Below are 15,425 nucleotides of genomic sequence, written 5' to 3'. Positions count from 1 at the left end.
GTTCTACTCCGCCGCCATCAGGGCGGCTTGGGCGTGGGCCGTCAGATAGCGATCGATGGCCTCGGCGGCGTCGCGGCCGTCGCGGATCGCCCAGACGACGAGGCTCGCGCCGCGGACGATGTCGCCGGCGGCGAAGACGCCCGGGACCGAGGTCATCATCGAGCGGAAATCGGTCTTCAGCGTCCCCCAGCGGGTGACCGCGAGGTCCTCCGCCTGGAAGTTGGCCGGCAGATCCTCGGGGTCGAAGCCGAGGGCCTTGATGACGAGGTCCGCCTTCAGCTCGAAATCGGCGCCGTCAACCTCTTCGGGGCTCTGGCGGCCGGAGGCGTCGGGCGGGCCGAGCCGCATGCGCGCGGCGCGCACGCCGGCGGCGGCCAGCGCCTCGCCGGTGATCGCCTTGGGCGCCGCCAGCCATTCGAAGACGACGCCTTCCTCTTCAGCATGGGCCACCTCCCGGACTGAGCCCGGCATGTTCGCGCGGTCGCGGCGATAGAGGCAGGTGACGCTTTCGGCGCCCTGGCGGATGGCCGTCCGGACGCAGTCCATGGCGGTGTCGCCGCCGCCGACCACCACGACGTGCTTGCCGGCGGCGCTCAGGCGCGGCTCGACCGCGCCGTCGCCGAGCTGTTCGCGGTTCGAGGCGATCAGGTACTCAAGCGCCGGAACGACGCCCTCCGAGCCTGCGCCCGGGACGGTAAGGTCGCGCGCTGCGTAGACGCCGGTGGCCAGCAGCACGCTGTCGTGCCGCTGCTTCAGCTCGGGCAGGGTGGCGTCGCGGCCGACCTCGAAGCCGAGCTGGAATTCCACGCCGCCATCGGCCAGCCGCCGGGTCCGGCGCTCGACGACGTCCTTCTCCAGCTTGAACCCCGGGATGCCGTAGATCAGCAGGCCGCCCGCGCGATCGTGGCGGTCGTAGACCGTGACCTTGTAGCCCAACTCGACCAGGCGCTCTGCGGCGGCCAAGCCGGCCGGCCCCGCGCCGACCACGCCCACGGACTGGCCGCGGCTCTCGCCGGCCACGAGCGGACGGACCCAGCCTTCTTCCCAGGCCTTGTCGGTCAGGTAGCGCTCGACGGCGCCGATGGTGACGGTGCCGTGGCCCGACTGCTCGATGACGCAGTTGCCCTCGCACAGGCGGTCCTGCGGACAGATGCGGCCGCAGATCTCGGGCATGGAGTTGGTCGCCTGCGACAGGGCGTAGGCTTCCTCTAGGCGACCCTCGGCCGTCATCCGCAGCCAGTCGGGGATATTGTTGTGAAGCGGACAATGGCTCTGGCAGAACGGCACGCCGCACTGCGAGCAACGCGAAGCCTGTTCCGCCGCCTTGGCGTCGATGAAGTCGCGATAGATCTCGTGGAAGTCGTGCGAGCGCGCCTCGGCCGGACGCTTCTCGGGCGTCGACCGCTCAACCACCGTGAACTTCAGCATGCGCTCGGCCATGGGACGCCTCCTCCGCAATCGCGCATTTAGAGGCCGCGCGACCGTCCGCAAAGATGATCATCCAAAAACAGGACTATCAGAATCGGCGGGACCCGCGGCAGAGCTGGCCGGCGGAGCGAACGCGGCTGAACTAGTCCAATTTTGAGATGAACTTCTTCTTCACCATAGTGCCGCCCCTTTCAGCCTTCCTCGCGAACTGGAGCGCAGCCGTGCCGGACTGGGTCTATGCCGTCATTCTCGGGATCATCGAGGGGCTGACCGAGTTCATTCCCGTCTCCTCGACGGGGATGATGCTGCTGGCCAAGGAGGCGATGGGGCTGACGGACCCGTTCTGGAACACCTTCGCGGTGATGATCCAGCTCGGGGCCATCCTGGCGGTGGTGGTGCTCTACTTCCAGAAGCTCTGGGGCGCGGTGGTCACCCTGCCGACCCGGCCTGAAAGCCGGCATTTCGCGCTGACGATCATCGTGGCCTTCCTGCCCTCGGTGATCCTCGGCCTGCTGCTGCACGACTTCATCAAGGCGGTGCTGTTCGACAGCCCGCTGGTGCAATGCATCTCGCTGGTGATCGGCGGGGTGATCCTGCTGTTCATCGACCGCAAGGCCCCGGCGCCGGTGCACGACGACCCGATGCGGCTGCCGCTGAAGACGGCGCTGACCATCGGCCTCTTCCAGGTCCTGTCGATGATCCCCGGCACCTCGCGCTCGGGCTCGACCATCGTCGGCGGCATGCTGATGCGGGTCGAGAAGCGCGCGGCGGCCGAGTTCACCTTCTTCCTGGCGATCCCGACGATGCTGGGCGCCTTCGTGCTCGACGCCTGGGAGAGCCGCGATCAGCTCGCGGCGGCCGGGCGCATCGAGCTGCTCGGCATCGGATTCGTCACCGCCTTCGTGGTGGCGGTGGTGGTCATCAAGGCGATGCTGGCGGTCGTCACCCGCCGGGGCTTCGCGCCGTTCGGCTGGCTGCGGATCGCGATCGGCGGCCTGGGCCTGGCGATCCTGGCGCTGAGCTAGGTCCTAGGCGCGGCCGCCCGCGACGGCGCGGGCTTCCTGGTCGGCGTACTGGCCGCCCTTGCGGTAGCGGTAGAGATAGGTCGGCAGCACGGCCTCCAGGGTCGTGGGCGTGATGCCCAGCGCCGCGAGGCCCGGATACTGGCCGGTCGGCACATTGTCCGCCCGCAGGCTGCGCACCTGGTCCGAGGTGACCGGCGGCGGCACGATGCCGGCGACCAGATCACCCACCGAGCCCAGCAGCCCCGCGGCGCCGAACGGCACCGGCAGCAGCAGGCGCCGCTGCTGGGTCTCTTCCAGCATCATCTCCATGAGCTCGCGGAAGGTGAACTCGGCGGGGCCGCCCAACTCATAGGTCTGGCCGGCGGCGTCGGTGTCGGTGACGACCTGCGCGATGGCCTTGCCCACGTCGCCCACGAACACAGGCTGGAAGCGGGTCGCGCCGCCGCCGATCAGCGGCAGCACCGGCGAGAAGCCCGCCATGGTGGCGAATTTGTTGAAGAACTTGTCGTCCTGCCCGAACACGATGGAGGGGCGCAGGATCACGGCGTCGGGACGGACGGCGCGAACGGCCGCCTCGCCTTCGGCCTTGCTGCGGGAATAGACGGACGGGCCGGCGGCGTCGGCGCCCAGGGCCGACATCTGCACGATGCGCGTGGCGCCGGCGGCCTGCGCCGCTTCCGCCACCGTGCGGGCGGCGTCCACGTGGATGGCCTGGAACTTCTGGCGGCCGGTCTCATAGAGAACGCCCACCAGGTTCACCGACGCGGCGGCGCCGTCGAGCGCCCTGCGCACCGACTCGGCGTCGCGGACGTTCGCCTGCACGACGTCGATCTGTCCCACGTCGCCCAGCAGGCGCATGCGGTAGCCCAGGTTCGGGTTGCGCACGGCCACCCGCACGCGCCAGCCGGCCCGGGCGAGCTGTCGGACGGCCTGGTTGCCGACGAAGCCGGAGCCGCCGAAGACGGTGACGAGGTTCTGCATGAGGATCCGCGGGTCTTGAAGGGTGCAGGCTTGAGAGCCGTCGGATTAGACGATGCGGCCCCGCGCGGCAATCGGCCCGGGCGATCGCGAGTCCTCAGACCGCCTTCGCGCTCAGCGCTTCGTAGACCAGGCGCAGACCGAGGGCTCCCATGACGGCGGCCGCCGCCCGGTCGATCCACGCCTTCCAGCCCGCATAGAGGGCCCGCGGGCCGGGCGCGGAGAAGGCGAGCGCCACCAAGACGTACCAGCCCGTCTCCAGGATGAAGACGGCCGGCGCCAGGACCGCCAAGAGCCAGGCGGGCGCCGGCGTCGGAAGCAGAGCGGCGAAGACGCTGCCGTAGACGACCGCCGCCTTGGGATTGCTGACCTGGGTGATGAACGCGAGGCAGAAGGAACGGCGCAGCGCCCCGGCCGCGGGCAGGCCGTCCGCCTCGCCCGCCAGCGGTTCCGCCGCGCCGCGCCAGATGCGCCAGGCGATGTACATGAGATAGAGCCCGCCGCCGATCTTCAGCGCCAGGTGGAGGGTCGGCGCCTCGCGCAGCAGGGTGACGAGGCCGGCGAGCGCGAGAAGCGCGAACATGGCAGCGCCCAGGCCCATCCCGGCGGCGGCGGCAAGGCCATGCGCCCGCGATCGGGTCACCGCCGTCCGCGAGACCAGTACGAAGCTGGGCCCTGGACTCATCGCTCCGATCAGGAGCGCGCCCAGGATGGCGAAGAGGCTGGCTGCGGCGGACATAGAGGCTCCGTTCAGATGGATTGTGAAGCTTGGCCCTTGTGTCCAAAAACCGCGATCGTCCAATCATCTGCGACGAACGTCCGCGCCGTGTTGACCAGGTGCGGCCGGCGCCATATGTAGCCGCCTCCCGATCCGACGGACGGGGCCCAGGTGGCGGAATTGGTAGACGCGCTGGCTTCAGGTGCCAGTGGCTTAACGGCCGTGAAGGTTCGAGTCCTTTCCTGGGCACCACCCTCTCGTATAGTGGGGGTGGACAAGACGGCGTCGGAGTCTGAGGCGAAGTGACCACCTACGTTCACGAAGGGGATCTTCCGGCCGATGCGCTGGCGGGCGCATCGTTCGTCGCCATCGATTCCGAGACCATGGGCCTGCGCCTGGGGCGCGACCCGCTGTGCGTGGTGCAGCTCTCGGCCGGCGACGGGCACGCCCACCTCGTGAAGCTGGACCGGTCGACCTACGACGCTCCGAACCTGAAGCGCCTGCTGACCGATCCGGCGGTGACGAAGATCTTCCACTTCGGCCGCTTCGATATCGCCATGTTCTGGTTGCACCTGGGCGTGGTGACCCAGCCCGTCTACTGCACCAAGATCGCCTCGAAGATCGCCCGCACCTACACCGACCGCCACGGGCTGAAGGACATCAGCCGCGAGCTGCTCGGCGTCGAGATGTCCAAGGCCCAGCAGAGCTCGGACTGGGGCCAAGCCAAGCTCACCGACGAGCAGGTCGCCTACGCCGCCTCCGACGTCCTGCACCTGCACGCCCTGCGCGAGCGGCTGCAGACCATGCTGGTGCGCGAAGGGCGTGACGCGCTGGCCAAGGCGTGCTTCGAATTCCTGCCGCATCGCGCGGTGCTCGACGTCGCCGGCTGGGAAGACGTCGACATCTTCGCTCACGCCTAGAGGCCGGAATGACGGCGACGGACGCATCGATCGCAGGCCCGCCCGCCCGCCGCGCCGATTTCGAGCGGTGGCGCCGGCGTTCGCGGCTGATCCGGCTGCTGCGCATCCTGCTGCCGGCGCTGATCGTGCTGATCTTCCTAGGCCTGGCCGGCAGCGTCGCCTGGTCCACCTTCCGCTCGCAGCCGCGCCAGACCACGGGCGGCGACGAAACCATCCGCCTGATCAATCCGCGCTTCGTCGGCCGCGACGACAAGGGCCGCGCCTTCGTGCTGACGGCCGATTCGGCGATCCGCGACCGCACGGACTACCAGCGCGTCCTGCTGGAGAAGCCGGCGCTGATCCTCGACGAGGGCGGCCCCGACCAGCTGCGCCTGAACGGCGCGCACGGCGTCTTCCACGAGGCCACCGGCAAGCTGCAGCTCTCGGGCGGGGTGCAGATGGCCGACCCCCGCAACGCCTTCCAGACCGCCGCCTCGCTGTTCGACACCAAGACCGGCGAACTGGTCGGTTCAGGCCCCATTCAGGGCTCCGGCGGCCTAGGAGAGATTGAAGCGAGGTCCTATGGCGTTTACGGCAAAGGCGATCGCATGGTCTTCAAGGGCGGCGTGCGTGCGCGCATCGAACCTGGCAAAGAATAGAAGCTGGCAGTCATGAAGTCGTACGTCCCCATCCTGGCCGTCGCCGCGGCGCTCCTGACGGCGGCCCCCGCCGCCGCCCAGCTGTCGCGCTCGTCCGACGGGCCGATCGACGTGACCGCCGACGAGCTCGAGGTCCAGCAGAGCGAGTGCGTCTCGGTCTGGCGCGGCAACGCCGAGGCGCTGCAGGGCGACGCCCGCCTGCGCGCCAACGTCATGCGCATGTACATGGCCAAGACCGCCGGCAAGCCGGGCGGCGCGGGCGGAAGCTGCGGCGAGCTGCGGCGCCTGGAAGCCGAGGGCGGCGTCTACTACGTGACGGCCCAGCAGCGGGTGCGCGGAGACAACGGCGTGTACGACGCCCAGAACGAGACCGTCACCCTGACCGGCGACGTGGTGGCGGTGCAGGGTCAGAACGTGCTGCGCGGCACGCGCATGGTGTTCAACACCCGCACCGGCGAGGGCAAGATGGAGGGCGCGGCCAAGGGCCGGAACCAGAACGCCCGCCCGCGCGGCGTCTTCTACCCGAGCAAGAAGTCCAACCCGTGACCAAGCCCGAGCGGATCGACGCGCGCGCCGGGGTGCCCCTCGAGGGCCTCGTCGTCGACAACATCGGCAAGTCGTTCCGCGGCCGCCCGGTCGTGAAGGGCGTCTCGCTGCGGCTGGCCCGCGGCGAGGTGGCGGGCCTCCTGGGCCCCAACGGGGCCGGCAAGACCACCACCTTCTACATGATCACCGGCCTGATCCCGGCCGACTACGGCGCCATCTACCTGGACGGCGAGAACATCACCGCCCAGCCGATGTACCAGCGCGCCCGCATGGGCGTGGGCTACCTGCCGCAGGAAACCTCGATCTTCCGCGGCATGACCGTCTGGGAGAACGTGATGGCGGTGGTCGAGCTGCGCCAGCGCGACGCCAAGCAGGCCCGCGCCACGGTCACCCGGCTGCTGGAAGAGCTGCACATCGAACACCTGCGCAACGCCCCGGCCGTCTCGCTGTCGGGCGGCGAACGCCGCCGGGTCGAGATCGCCCGCGCGCTCGCCTCCGAGCCGTCGTTCATGCTGCTGGACGAGCCGTTCGCCGGCATCGACCCGCTGGCCATCGCCGACATCCGCGAGGTGATCAGCTACCTGAAGCAGCGTGGCATCGGCATCCTGATCACCGACCACAACGTCCGCGAGACGCTCGACATCATCGACCGCGCCTCGATCATCCACGCGGGCGAGGTGCTGTTCGAGGGCAGCCCCGACGAGATCGTCGACGATCCCGAAGTGCGCCGGGTCTACCTGGGCGACCGCTTCAGCTGACGCTGAACCGGGGCCAGCCCTCGTCGAAGAGGCCGGACTCGCGCAGGCCCTGCCAGCGCCGCTCGACGGCCGCGTAGTCGCCCACCTCGCGGCCCAGCGCCACCAGACGCGCCGCCTCGGCATGCTGCTTCATCCAGACATGCACCGTGCTCCGGCCCGGCATGGCCGGGTCCCAGCAGATCGCGCGCAACGGCTCGCCCTCGCACAGGCGCAGATAGATCCGCGCCATCAGGGCCTCGCGGTAGGCCGAGGGGCGGCCGATCCCGGCCAGCCCGCCCTCGGCGCGCGCCGCGGCGACGTCGCGCGCGAAGTCCGGCCGCTCGCGCAGCCACCGCATCACCGTCGGCCGCGTCGGCATGTCCTCGCCCCGGCAGATCTCCCGCAATCCGCAGCCCCAGCTCAGGCCGAGCAGGATGGTGTCCGCAACGGCCAGGCTGAACGGGACATAGGGCTTCGGCGGCTTGGCCATGCCGGGGATGTGGGGTGGGAACGTAGGGGGAACAAGGGGGCGGCTGATGGGCAGAGCGCCGTAGGGCTGCAATGCGCCAGCAGCAGACCTTCTAAGGCCAAGCTCGTGCGAGCGCCCGAAAGCTACCTGCCCAAGGTTCGCTTTCGAGCCACCTCCCGCCGTCACCTCCGCCCCTCAGCTCGCTTCCCTCATCTTGCTCCAGTGCTCCTCGCGCAGGCGGCGCCAGCGGGCGCGGAGGGTGGCGGGGCGTTCGGGGTAGCGGTCGTCGGAGAACTCGGCGGCGGTGACGCGGTCGGTGCGGAAGCTGCGGAGGGCCTGGCGCATCTCGCACCAGGTGACCAGCAGGCGGCTCGTCTCGTAGTAGCCGATGGCGAAGGGCCAGACGGTGCGGCGGGTCTCGCGCTCCTGCTCGTCGCGGTAGGTGAGGGTGATCTTGCGCCCCGTGCGGATGCAGCGGCGGACCTGCGCCATGTCGACGTTGTCGGGCACGGCGTGCCAGCTGGGGGCGGCGCGGGTGGCGGGCTCCAGCACCAGGGGGCGGAGCTGTTCGGGGATGACGGCGGCGATCTTGGCGATCAGGTCCTCGGCCGCGCGCTTCAGCGCCGGGTCGCCGCGGGCGGCGACCATCTGGGCGCCCAGGACGGCGGCCTCGACCTCGTCGGGGGTCAGCATCAGCGGCGGCAGGTCGAAGCCGTCTTCCAGGATGTAGCCGACGCCGGCCTCGCCGCGGATCGGCGCGCGCTGGCCCACCAGGTCGGCGATGTCGCGATAGACGGTGCGCTTGGAGGTCTCCAGCTCCTCGGCGATGGCGTCGGCGGTCACCGGCTGGCGACTGCGGCGCAGGATCTGGATGATCTGGAACAGGCGGTCTGCGCGGCGCATGGCTCCTCCCGCCAGGCTGCTGACAGAATGCTGGCAGCAAGGCGGAGCTAGCGTCGTTCTGTCAAGAGAGACGGAGCGGCCGCGATGATCACCCTGCATGGATACGGACCCGGCGGCGGCCTGCCGGAAACCAGCCTGCCGGCGATGAAGTCGGAGGTGCTGCTGCAGATCGCCGGCGTGGCCTATCGGAAGGCCGAGCTGGGGCTGGCCGGATCGCCGGTGCTGGAGGTGGCGGGCCAGCGCCTCGGCGGCGACGCCCTGGTGCGCGCCTTCCTGGAGCAGGTGCACGGCGTCGACTTCGAGGAGGGGCTCGGCGGCCGCGAGCGCGCCCAGGCCTGGACCATCGAGCGCATGGCGGAGGACCATCTGCGGCCGGCGGCGGAAAGCGGCGAGGTCGAGCGCGAGACCCTGGTGCTGGCGGTCCGCTCGCTGGCGGCGCTGGCCGAGCTCCTGGGGGACAGTCCGTTCCTGTTCGGGCGCCGGCCCTGCGCGGCCGATGCGGCGGCGTTCCCGGTGCTGGCCCGGCTGATGTCGCCCGCGGGCGCGCCGATCCTGCGCCGGCGGGCCGAATCGTTCGGCGCCCTGGTGGCCTATGTCGACCGGCTGATGGCCCGCTACTACCCGAACTTCCCCTGGCTCATCGAGGCGCCGGCGGCCGCCTGACGGCGGTTAACCAATCGGTGGGGAACGCGGGCCTAGCCTCCTTCAGCAAGAAACAGGCCAGTCGGCCGGTGCGGAAGGACAGGGTTCAGTGGCGCTCGCCGCGCGTTTGGAGCTTCGTCAGGGACAGGGGCTGGTCATCACGCCCCAGCTGCAGCAGGCCATCAAGCTGCTGCAGATGTCCAACATGGAGCTGGAGGCCTTCGTGGAGGCCGAGCTGGAGCGCAACCCGCTGCTCCAGCGCGACGAGCGCGACAGCGAGCCCGAGCGCGAGGCCGCGGACGAGGCGCCGGCCGCCTCGGCCGATTCCGCGCTGGACCGCGTCGACGACGCCGGCGCCCGGGCCGAGCTGGACGCCGCCCACGACGAGGTCTCGCCCGGCGAGCGCGCCACCGGCGATGCGCCCGAGCCCGCGGGCGACGCCGGCGGGGCGGTGGACTGGTCCCGGGCCGGCAAGGGCGGCGGCTTCGACGGCGACCTCGAAGGGCTCGAGGGCGCGCTGGTCCACGAGAAGACGCTCTCCGAACACCTGCACGACCAGGCGGCGGTGGCCGGCTTCACGCCCGCCGAGGGCGCGGTGGCCGGCGTGCTGATCGATTCGGTGGACGAAGGCGGCTACCTGCGGGTCGACCTGGACGAGGTGGCCGAGCGGCTGGGCTGCGAGATGGCGCTGATCGAGCGGGTGCTTTCGGTGCTGCACGGCTTCGAGCCGGTGGGGGTCTGCGCCCGCGACGTGCGCGAGTGCCTGATGCTGCAGCTGAAGGACCGCAACCGCTACGACCCCGCCATGGCCGCGCTGCTCGACAACCTGCAGCTGCTCGCCCGGCGCGACCTGACGGCGCTGCGCCGGGTCTGCGGCGTGGACGACGAGGACCTGCGGGAGATGATCGCCGAGCTGAAGGGCCTGACGCCCCGGCCGGGCGCGGCCTTCGGCGGGGAGCCGGCCCAGCCGGTGGCGCCGGACGTCTTCGTGCGCGAGGGACCCGGCGGCCTCTGGCACGTGGAGCTGAACGGCGAGACGCTGCCGCGCCTGCTGGTGGACCAGCGCTACCACGCCCACGTCAGCGGCAAGGCGCGCTCGGACCAGGAGAAGACCTTCGTCGCCGACTGCCTGGCCCAGGCCAACTGGCTGATGAAGAGCCTGGACCAGCGGGCCAAGACGATCCTCAAGGTCTCGTCCGAGATCGTGCGCCAGCAGGACGCCTTCCTGGCCTACGGCGTCGAGCACCTGCGGCCGCTGAACCTGAAGACCGTCGCCGAGGCCATCGGCATGCACGAGTCGACCGTCAGCCGGGTCACCTCGAACAAGTACATGGCCACGCCCCGCGGCGTGTTCGAGATGAAGTTCTTCTTCACCTCGGCGATCGCGTCCTCGGAGGGCGGCGAGGCGCATTCGGCCGAGAGCGTCCGGCACAAGATCCGCCAGCTGATCGACGCCGAGGCCCGCGAGGAGGACGTCCATTCGGACGACCGGATCGTGGAAATCCTCAAGGAAGCCGGCGTCGACATCGCGCGGCGCACGGTCGCCAAGTACCGCGAGGCCATGCGCATCCCGTCCTCGGTGGAGCGCCGGCGGATGCTGAAGGAAGCCGTCTAGCCACTTCTGGCCGGTTCCCGCGTTCCGGCCCTTGGCGCGGCCTGTGAGGCGCGCCAGATGAGGGGCGCATGCTGTTAGCCGACCGCCATCAGCCTCTGTCGGAGGTGCTGCAGGAGATCGCCGACGCGCCGTCGGAGCGGATCACCGTGAACGAACTGTCGGCGCGGTTCGGCGGCCGGGCGCTGGGCGCGCTGTTGCTGATCTTCGGAATCCTCTGCCTGCTGCCGCTGCCGCCGGGCGGCACCACCATCTTCGGCCTGCCGCTGCTGCTGCTGGCGCCGCAGCTGATGATGGGCGCCCGCGCGCCGTGGCTGCCCCAACGACTGCGCTGCCGGGAGATCGCGCTCGACGACCTGCGGGCCGGCCTGCCGCGGGTGGTGCGGTGGCTGCGCCGCATCGAGGGACTGTCGCGGCCCAGGTTCATCTTCCTGTTCAGCGGCGTGGGTCAGCGGCTGATCGGCTTTGTCTGTACGCTGTTGGCGCTGGTGCTGATCCTGCCGATCCCGCTCGGCAACCTGCTGCCGGCGGCGGCCGTGTGCGTCCTGTCCCTGTCGCTGGTGCAGCGCGACGGCCTGCTGGCGCTTGTGGGCTATGCGGCGGCGGCCACGAGCGCCTCGGTCCTGGTGCTCGCCGCCCACCTGATCATCAGGGTCTTCGACCAGGCGCGCACTCTCGTCGGACTGGGTTGACACCAACTCCCGGCAGGCGCGTTCATCGTCTCATGCAAGTCCAAGTCACCGGAAAACACGTCGATGTCGGCGAGGCTCTGCGTGCGCGAGTCTCCGACGAACTCAGCAACAGCATCGAGAAGTATTTCGACCGCGGCGGCGGCGCCGACGTGGTGATCAGCCGCGAGGGCAACGCCTTCAAGGTCGACTGCGCGGTCACCCTCGCGTCGGGCCAGCAGCTGACGACCCACGGCGTCGGCGGCGACGCCCACATGGCCTTCGACGTGGCCATGCAGAAGATGGCCAAGCGCGTCCGGCGCTACAAGAACCGGCTCAAGGACCACCACCAGCAGGCGGTGGCCAAGCAGGCCGAGAGCGCGGCCTATTTCGTGATCCGGCCGCCCGACCTCGACGACGAGGACGAGGAGGAGGGCGACGGCCAGGCCTTCCCCGAGCCGATGATCATCGCCGAGACCGAGAAGCCGGTCCGCACGATGACGGTGTCGATGGCGGTCATGGAGCTCGACCTGACCGAAGCTCAAACAATTGTGTTCCGAAACGCTGCGCACGGCGGCATCTCGGTGGTATATCGCCGGCCCGACGGAAACATCGGCTGGATCGACCCGGAGCGGACGCGAAACCGTGACGGGATGGATGAGGAAGGAACCGGTCCAGCCCACTAGCGCTATCAGACGACCGTCATATCCCGCCGGTAGAGCCGGGGCCGTCGGTCATTTGCGAGTACCTGAAGAGAAGCATGAACATCGGCGACCTCCTCGATCGCACCGCGATCTCCCTGCGCGTGAGCGCATCCAGCAAGCGCCAGGTCCTGGCGGTGGTCGCCGAGATCGCGGCCCGCAAGCTCGGACTCGACGCCGGCGACATCCTGGATGCCCTCATCGAGCGTGAGGCCGCCGGCTCGACCGGCGTCGGCCACGGCGTGGCCGCGCCGCACGCGCGGCTGGAGGGCCTCGAGCGCATGCGCGGCGTGTTCGTGCGCCTCGAGCAGCCGGTGGAGTTCGACGCCGTCGACGACCAGCCGGTGGATCTGATCTTCGCCCTGTTCGCGCCCAAGGACGCGGGCGCCGACCACCTGCGCGCCCTGGCGCGCGTCTCGCGCCTCCTGCGCCAAGCCGAGCTGCGCGAGCAGCTGCGCCAGGCGCGGACGGCCGACGCGATCTACGCCCTGCTGGTGCAGGACAACGGACCGATCCGCTCGACCGCGGCGTAGCGGCGGCAGGTCTTACGGAAACGAAAAAGGCCGGCGGTCTCCCGCCGGCCTTTTGCATGTCTGGTGTCTGCCGGCGGGCTAGTGGACCGACACCGGCGCCAGTTCGTGGGCCAGGGCGGCGGCGACCGCCGATTCACGATCCGTCAGCACGGCGAGACGCTCGCCGTCGGCCCGGTGGACCGCATAGAGGGTCTGGTCGGGATCGAGCTCGAAGCCCTGAATCTGGGCGGACGGCACGCTGGCCAAGATTTCGGCCGCCTTCACGGGGCGCACATAGACCAGATGCGGGGCGCCCAGCGCCGCAAAGGCTTCAGTCGAAAGTACAGGCGTCATCATGACCACCTCCATGAAACTCAACGCTCCGAACGGTCGCCGGTTCAGCCGGCCGTTCGTTTGATATTCGTCCCGGTTGTTCCGGCGACGAGGTACTTACATCTCGATTTCAGCTTAACCGGCGGTCCGGATGGGGATGTTCTGCACCCGCTTTTCCGGCTCCGGCCGCGCCAGATCGATGTGGAGCAGGCCGTGCTCCAGGGTCGCGCCTTCCACCACCATCCCGTCCGCCAGCACGAAGCTGCGGATGAAGCCCCGGGCGGCGATCCCGCGGTGCAGGTAGGCGTCCTCGGGCTTGGCGCCGGCGCCGTCGCGCTTGCCGGCGACGACGAGCTGGCGGTCCTCGACGGTCACCTGCAGCTGGTCGGGCGAGAACCCCGCCACCGCGAGCGTGATCCGCAGGCCGCCGGCGCCGCGATCCTCGACGTTGTAGGGCGGATAGCTCTCCGCGGCGGCCTTGGCCGCGCGCTCGATCAGCGATCGGGTGTGCTCGAAGCCCAGAAGGAAGGGGCTGTCGAAGATCAGGGACCGGTTCATGCCTCGTGGAGTCCTCGAAAGAAGCGACTCTCCGGCTCGCCGCCCGAGATCGGCGCGACAGGCTCGGACCCTCGCTATTTGGGGTTCCCGGGGTCGGGTTGCAACGGCGACGCCTCCGGCCGATTGCGTCCCCCGCGACGGCTGGGCTAAACGCGGAAGGTCAAGAATCCCTGGCGGGTTGGGGCGAACCTCGTCGGCTTAACGCGAGGAATTCCGATGGCTGTTCGCCACGAACGAGTCCTGATCAGTCTCGATCCGCCCTATCGACTGGGCGATCAGGACACGACCTTCAACTTCATCGGCTGGGCCGAGGTCGACGACCTCGACGATCCCGGCATCCGCCTGACCTTGAACGGGGTCGAGGTCCCGGTCCGCAGCCAGCCTGCGCCGCACGTCGCGGATGTCTTCCCGGGGATCACCGCCGCCACGATCTTCGCGCGCGTGGACTTCCCGGCGCTGTTCCGGGGCGTGACGCCGGAGGAGCCCTTCCTGCTGAACGCGGTGGTCACGTCGGGCGCCCGGACGCGGCCGTTCGAGTACGAAGTCAGCGAGGCCTGGGCGCAGGCGGTGTTCGGCCGGCCGGTGCGCCGCAAGCGCACGCCGCCCGAGCACCTGCAGATCCGCGTCACCGGCGCGGCCGCCGGCCAGTTCCACGTCACCGGCCGCAAGGTGGCCGAACAGATCGCCGCCATCCTCGAACGCGGCGGCGCGCCCTTGCAACAACACCGCAAGATCCTGGACTTCGGCTGCGGCCCGGGCCGGGTGATCTCGTCGATCAAGGAGATGCATCCGGACGCCGAACTGTTCGGGTCGGACATCGACGGCGAGGCGATCGGCTGGGCGCGGGCCAACCTGCAGGACATCGGCGACTTCCGCGTCAACGGGCCCAACCCGCCGCTCCCGTTCGCGGACGAGAGCTTCGACCTGATCTATTCGATCTCGATCTTCACCCACCTGCCCGAGGACATGCAGCACGGCATGCTGGCCGAGCTGCGCCGCATCCTGAAGCCCGGCGGCGTGCTGCTGACCACCAAGCTGAATCCCGAAGCCTACGAGCTGCCGGACGACGTGCGGGCGAAGGGGCTGAACGACGGCTTCGTCTACTGGGGCGACGCAGACGCCACCGAAGGCCTCCCGGGCTTCTACCGGCTGGCCTACCATACGGAGTCATACGTCCGGCGGGTGTGGGCCGACTATTTCGACGTGCTGCACGTGGGCTCGCATGACCTCAACAACACCCAGGACGCGGTGCTGATGCGGCGACCGAAGAGCGGCCGCGGCTTCCTGGGCGGCCTCTTCAAGGCGCGCGGGCCGAAAGCCAGCGCCTGACCCCAGGCCCTAGAACTGGATGTGGCCCAGCTTGCAGGCGCCCTGGCCGTCGTCGGTGATCCCGTAGGCGTCCAAGGCGCCGGCGGGCGTCGTGGCGATCGCCCGCCAGCCGGTGTTGGGATCGGTGATCTGCGGCTGCGCCGCCGGCACGTCGGGGCGCGACATGCCGGTCTCGCCAGCACCGACGACGCGCATGGCCGAGTCCACCAGAACGATCCGGGCCACGGCCTTCTTGGCCGCATTGTCCCAGCCCCAGCCGATGACGGCGACGCCATCGGCGTAGCGCGCCTCGACGGCTTCGGTGTTGCCCACGCAGTCGCCGGTCTTGGGGAAGAGCTGGCCCAGGCCCTTGCCCAGGTAGTCCGTGGCCCAGGCGGGCTGCGGCGGTCGCGGCGGCGCGGCCGGAGCGGCGGCGGCGGGCGCCGCCTGCTCGGAACGGTCCTTGGCCTTGTCGCAGCCGGCGACGAGGACGAGGGCGCCGCCGAGGGCGGCCACGAGCGAAGGGGTCAGGACAGCGGCTTTCAGCATGTCCATTTTCTTAGCCGTCCGGCCGGAGCCTCGTCAAAGGCGGAAGCCTGACAAGGCGAAGGCCCGCCGGCGTTACCGGCGGGCCTTCATGGTGGAGCTAAGCGGAGTCGAACCGCTGACCTCTTGAATGCCATTCAAGCGCTCTACCAACTGAGCTATAGCCCCAGGGTCGTCCTTCCC

Annotated in this window: 19 protein-coding genes and 2 tRNA genes; 12 read left to right on the top strand and 9 right to left on the bottom strand. The window is 70.1% G+C overall.

The genetic code is table 11. The annotated features are described in order from the left end of the window. Positions 1 to 3: 3 nt before the first annotated feature. Positions 4 to 1,440, bottom strand: coding sequence for an NAD(P)-dependent oxidoreductase (locus tag ACO2Q0_RS07210; RefSeq protein ID WP_423350820.1), 1,437 nt, complete (start codon positions 1,438 to 1,440; stop codon positions 4 to 6). Positions 1,441 to 1,607: 167 nt separating this feature from the next. Between ACO2Q0_RS07210 and ACO2Q0_RS07205 the strand changes: the two genes are divergently transcribed. Further along, positions 1,608 to 2,453, top strand: coding sequence for an undecaprenyl-diphosphate phosphatase (locus ACO2Q0_RS07205; protein WP_423350819.1), 846 nt, complete (start codon positions 1,608 to 1,610; stop codon positions 2,451 to 2,453). A 3-nt stretch (positions 2,454 to 2,456) separates the two neighbouring features. On the opposite strand, the gene ACO2Q0_RS07200 is transcribed toward ACO2Q0_RS07205, so the two are convergent. Then, complete coding sequence (locus ACO2Q0_RS07200) at positions 2,457 to 3,434, bottom strand: complex I NDUFA9 subunit family protein (protein WP_423350818.1); 978 nt, start codon at positions 3,432 to 3,434, stop codon at positions 2,457 to 2,459. A gap of 94 nt (positions 3,435 to 3,528) precedes the next feature. Continuing rightward, positions 3,529 to 4,170: a LysE family translocator gene (locus tag ACO2Q0_RS07195; protein ID WP_423350817.1), complete on the bottom strand. Its 642-nt coding sequence runs from the start codon at positions 4,168 to 4,170 to the stop codon at positions 3,529 to 3,531. Between the two features lie 144 nt (positions 4,171 to 4,314). Here ACO2Q0_RS07195 and ACO2Q0_RS07190 point away from each other — a divergent pair. The 5 genes from ACO2Q0_RS07190 to lptB all read left to right on the top strand — a co-directional run bounded on the left by ACO2Q0_RS07190 (position 4,315) and on the right by lptB (position 7,011). After that, positions 4,315 to 4,401: transfer RNA gene (locus ACO2Q0_RS07190), tRNA-Leu, on the top strand. Between the two features lie 50 nt (positions 4,402 to 4,451). Further along, positions 4,452 to 5,069, top strand: a complete 618-nt coding sequence (locus tag ACO2Q0_RS07185; RefSeq protein ID WP_423350816.1) for a ribonuclease D — start codon at positions 4,452 to 4,454, stop codon at positions 5,067 to 5,069. 8 nt (positions 5,070 to 5,077) lie between these two features. Beyond that, on the top strand, positions 5,078 to 5,707 hold the full coding sequence (gene lptC / locus ACO2Q0_RS07180) for an LPS export ABC transporter periplasmic protein LptC (protein WP_423350815.1): 630 nt from the start codon (positions 5,078 to 5,080) through the stop codon (positions 5,705 to 5,707). A 12-nt stretch (positions 5,708 to 5,719) separates the two neighbouring features. Next, the gene (locus ACO2Q0_RS07175) at positions 5,720 to 6,253 is read left to right on the top strand and encodes an LptA/OstA family protein (RefSeq protein ID WP_423350814.1); all 534 of its coding nucleotides are present in this window, start codon (positions 5,720 to 5,722) and stop codon (positions 6,251 to 6,253) included. Positions 6,254 to 6,285: 32 nt separating this feature from the next. Continuing rightward, a complete protein-coding gene (gene lptB, locus ACO2Q0_RS07170) occupies positions 6,286 to 7,011 on the top strand; it encodes an LPS export ABC transporter ATP-binding protein (protein WP_423351576.1) in 726 nt (241 codons plus the stop codon). Here the strand turns inward: lptB and ACO2Q0_RS07165 are convergent. Both ACO2Q0_RS07165 and ACO2Q0_RS07160 read right to left on the bottom strand, forming a co-directional pair. After that, the gene (locus ACO2Q0_RS07165; protein ID WP_423350813.1) at positions 7,004 to 7,480 is read right to left on the bottom strand and encodes a hypothetical protein; all 477 of its coding nucleotides are present in this window, start codon (positions 7,478 to 7,480) and stop codon (positions 7,004 to 7,006) included. The two genes, lptB and ACO2Q0_RS07165, sit on opposite strands and share 8 nt — an antisense overlap. Before the next feature lie 174 nt (positions 7,481 to 7,654). Next, positions 7,655 to 8,362: a helix-turn-helix transcriptional regulator gene (locus ACO2Q0_RS07160; RefSeq protein ID WP_423350812.1), complete on the bottom strand. Its 708-nt coding sequence runs from the start codon at positions 8,360 to 8,362 to the stop codon at positions 7,655 to 7,657. Between the two features lie 84 nt (positions 8,363 to 8,446). On the opposite strand from ACO2Q0_RS07160, the gene ACO2Q0_RS07155 reads away from it, so the two are divergent. The 5 genes from ACO2Q0_RS07155 (at position 8,447) to ptsN (ending at position 12,518) form a co-directional block, all read left to right on the top strand. Beyond that, complete coding sequence (locus ACO2Q0_RS07155) at positions 8,447 to 9,025, top strand: glutathione S-transferase family protein (RefSeq protein ID WP_423350811.1); 579 nt, start codon at positions 8,447 to 8,449, stop codon at positions 9,023 to 9,025. 88 nt (positions 9,026 to 9,113) lie between these two features. Beyond that, on the top strand, positions 9,114 to 10,619 hold the full coding sequence (rpoN, locus tag ACO2Q0_RS07150; RefSeq protein WP_423350810.1) for an RNA polymerase factor sigma-54: 1,506 nt from the start codon (positions 9,114 to 9,116) through the stop codon (positions 10,617 to 10,619). Between the two features lie 68 nt (positions 10,620 to 10,687). Further along, complete coding sequence (locus tag ACO2Q0_RS07145; protein ID WP_423350809.1) at positions 10,688 to 11,308, top strand: exopolysaccharide biosynthesis protein; 621 nt, start codon at positions 10,688 to 10,690, stop codon at positions 11,306 to 11,308. 32 nt (positions 11,309 to 11,340) lie between these two features. After that, positions 11,341 to 11,970, top strand: coding sequence for a ribosome hibernation-promoting factor, HPF/YfiA family (gene hpf, locus ACO2Q0_RS07140; protein WP_423350808.1), 630 nt, complete (start codon positions 11,341 to 11,343; stop codon positions 11,968 to 11,970). A 74-nt stretch (positions 11,971 to 12,044) separates the two neighbouring features. Next, positions 12,045 to 12,518, top strand: a complete 474-nt coding sequence (gene ptsN, locus ACO2Q0_RS07135) for a PTS IIA-like nitrogen regulatory protein PtsN (RefSeq protein WP_423350807.1) — start codon at positions 12,045 to 12,047, stop codon at positions 12,516 to 12,518. Positions 12,519 to 12,596: 78 nt separating this feature from the next. On the opposite strand, the gene ACO2Q0_RS07130 is transcribed toward ptsN, so the two are convergent. Next, entirely contained in the window at positions 12,597 to 12,866 is a 270-nt protein-coding gene (locus ACO2Q0_RS07130) for a DUF1150 family protein (RefSeq protein WP_423350806.1), read from the bottom strand. 99 nt (positions 12,867 to 12,965) lie between these two features. Continuing rightward, entirely contained in the window at positions 12,966 to 13,388 is a 423-nt protein-coding gene (locus tag ACO2Q0_RS07125; RefSeq protein ID WP_423350805.1) for an Hsp20 family protein, read from the bottom strand. Between the two features lie 216 nt (positions 13,389 to 13,604). On the opposite strand from ACO2Q0_RS07125, the gene ACO2Q0_RS07120 reads away from it, so the two are divergent. Then, positions 13,605 to 14,717: a class I SAM-dependent methyltransferase gene (locus tag ACO2Q0_RS07120; protein ID WP_423350804.1), complete on the top strand. Its 1,113-nt coding sequence runs from the start codon at positions 13,605 to 13,607 to the stop codon at positions 14,715 to 14,717. A gap of 9 nt (positions 14,718 to 14,726) precedes the next feature. Here ACO2Q0_RS07120 and ACO2Q0_RS07115 read toward each other — a convergent pair whose 3' ends face one another. Together ACO2Q0_RS07115 and ACO2Q0_RS07110 are read right to left on the bottom strand one after the other, a co-directional pair. Further along, the gene (locus ACO2Q0_RS07115; protein ID WP_423350803.1) at positions 14,727 to 15,245 is read right to left on the bottom strand and encodes a hypothetical protein; all 519 of its coding nucleotides are present in this window, start codon (positions 15,243 to 15,245) and stop codon (positions 14,727 to 14,729) included. An 89-nt stretch (positions 15,246 to 15,334) separates the two neighbouring features. Continuing rightward, positions 15,335 to 15,410, bottom strand: a tRNA-Ala gene (locus ACO2Q0_RS07110). Positions 15,411 to 15,425 lie beyond the last annotated feature (15 nt).

The organism is Phenylobacterium sp. VNQ135 (assembly GCF_049445735.1).
GTDB lineage: Bacteria > Pseudomonadota > Alphaproteobacteria > Caulobacterales > Caulobacteraceae > Phenylobacterium.
Note: the sequence above shows the minus strand (reverse complement) of the source record. Positions and strands in the feature narration are given on the sequence as shown.

What these genes read in the sequence shown, in the direction of transcription:
- ACO2Q0_RS07115 (WP_423350803.1), bottom strand. Translation starts at nt 15,245, where the DNA reads ATGCTGAAAGCCGCTGTCCTGACCCCTTCGCTCGTGGCCGCCCTCGGC.
- ACO2Q0_RS07155 (WP_423350811.1), top strand. Translation starts at nt 8,447, where the DNA reads ATGATCACCCTGCATGGATACGGACCCGGCGGCGGCCTGCCGGAAACC.
- lptC (WP_423350815.1), top strand. Translation starts at nt 5,078, where the DNA reads ATGACGGCGACGGACGCATCGATCGCAGGCCCGCCCGCCCGCCGCGCC.
- ptsN (WP_423350807.1), top strand. Translation starts at nt 12,045, where the DNA reads ATGAACATCGGCGACCTCCTCGATCGCACCGCGATCTCCCTGCGCGTG.
- ACO2Q0_RS07200 (WP_423350818.1), bottom strand. Translation starts at nt 3,434, where the DNA reads ATGCAGAACCTCGTCACCGTCTTCGGCGGCTCCGGCTTCGTCGGCAAC.
- ACO2Q0_RS07210 (WP_423350820.1), bottom strand. Translation starts at nt 1,440, where the DNA reads ATGGCCGAGCGCATGCTGAAGTTCACGGTGGTTGAGCGGTCGACGCCC.
- ACO2Q0_RS07145 (WP_423350809.1), top strand. Translation starts at nt 10,688, where the DNA reads ATGCTGTTAGCCGACCGCCATCAGCCTCTGTCGGAGGTGCTGCAGGAG.
- ACO2Q0_RS07130 (WP_423350806.1), bottom strand. Translation starts at nt 12,866, where the DNA reads ATGGAGGTGGTCATGATGACGCCTGTACTTTCGACTGAAGCCTTTGCG.
- ACO2Q0_RS07195 (WP_423350817.1), bottom strand. Translation starts at nt 4,170, where the DNA reads ATGTCCGCCGCAGCCAGCCTCTTCGCCATCCTGGGCGCGCTCCTGATC.
- hpf (WP_423350808.1), top strand. Translation starts at nt 11,341, where the DNA reads ATGCAAGTCCAAGTCACCGGAAAACACGTCGATGTCGGCGAGGCTCTG.
- ACO2Q0_RS07165 (WP_423350813.1), bottom strand. Translation starts at nt 7,480, where the DNA reads ATGGCCAAGCCGCCGAAGCCCTATGTCCCGTTCAGCCTGGCCGTTGCG.
- ACO2Q0_RS07120 (WP_423350804.1), top strand. Translation starts at nt 13,605, where the DNA reads ATGGCTGTTCGCCACGAACGAGTCCTGATCAGTCTCGATCCGCCCTAT.
- ACO2Q0_RS07175 (WP_423350814.1), top strand. Translation starts at nt 5,720, where the DNA reads ATGAAGTCGTACGTCCCCATCCTGGCCGTCGCCGCGGCGCTCCTGACG.
- ACO2Q0_RS07160 (WP_423350812.1), bottom strand. Translation starts at nt 8,362, where the DNA reads ATGCGCCGCGCAGACCGCCTGTTCCAGATCATCCAGATCCTGCGCCGC.
- ACO2Q0_RS07125 (WP_423350805.1), bottom strand. Translation starts at nt 13,388, where the DNA reads ATGAACCGGTCCCTGATCTTCGACAGCCCCTTCCTTCTGGGCTTCGAG.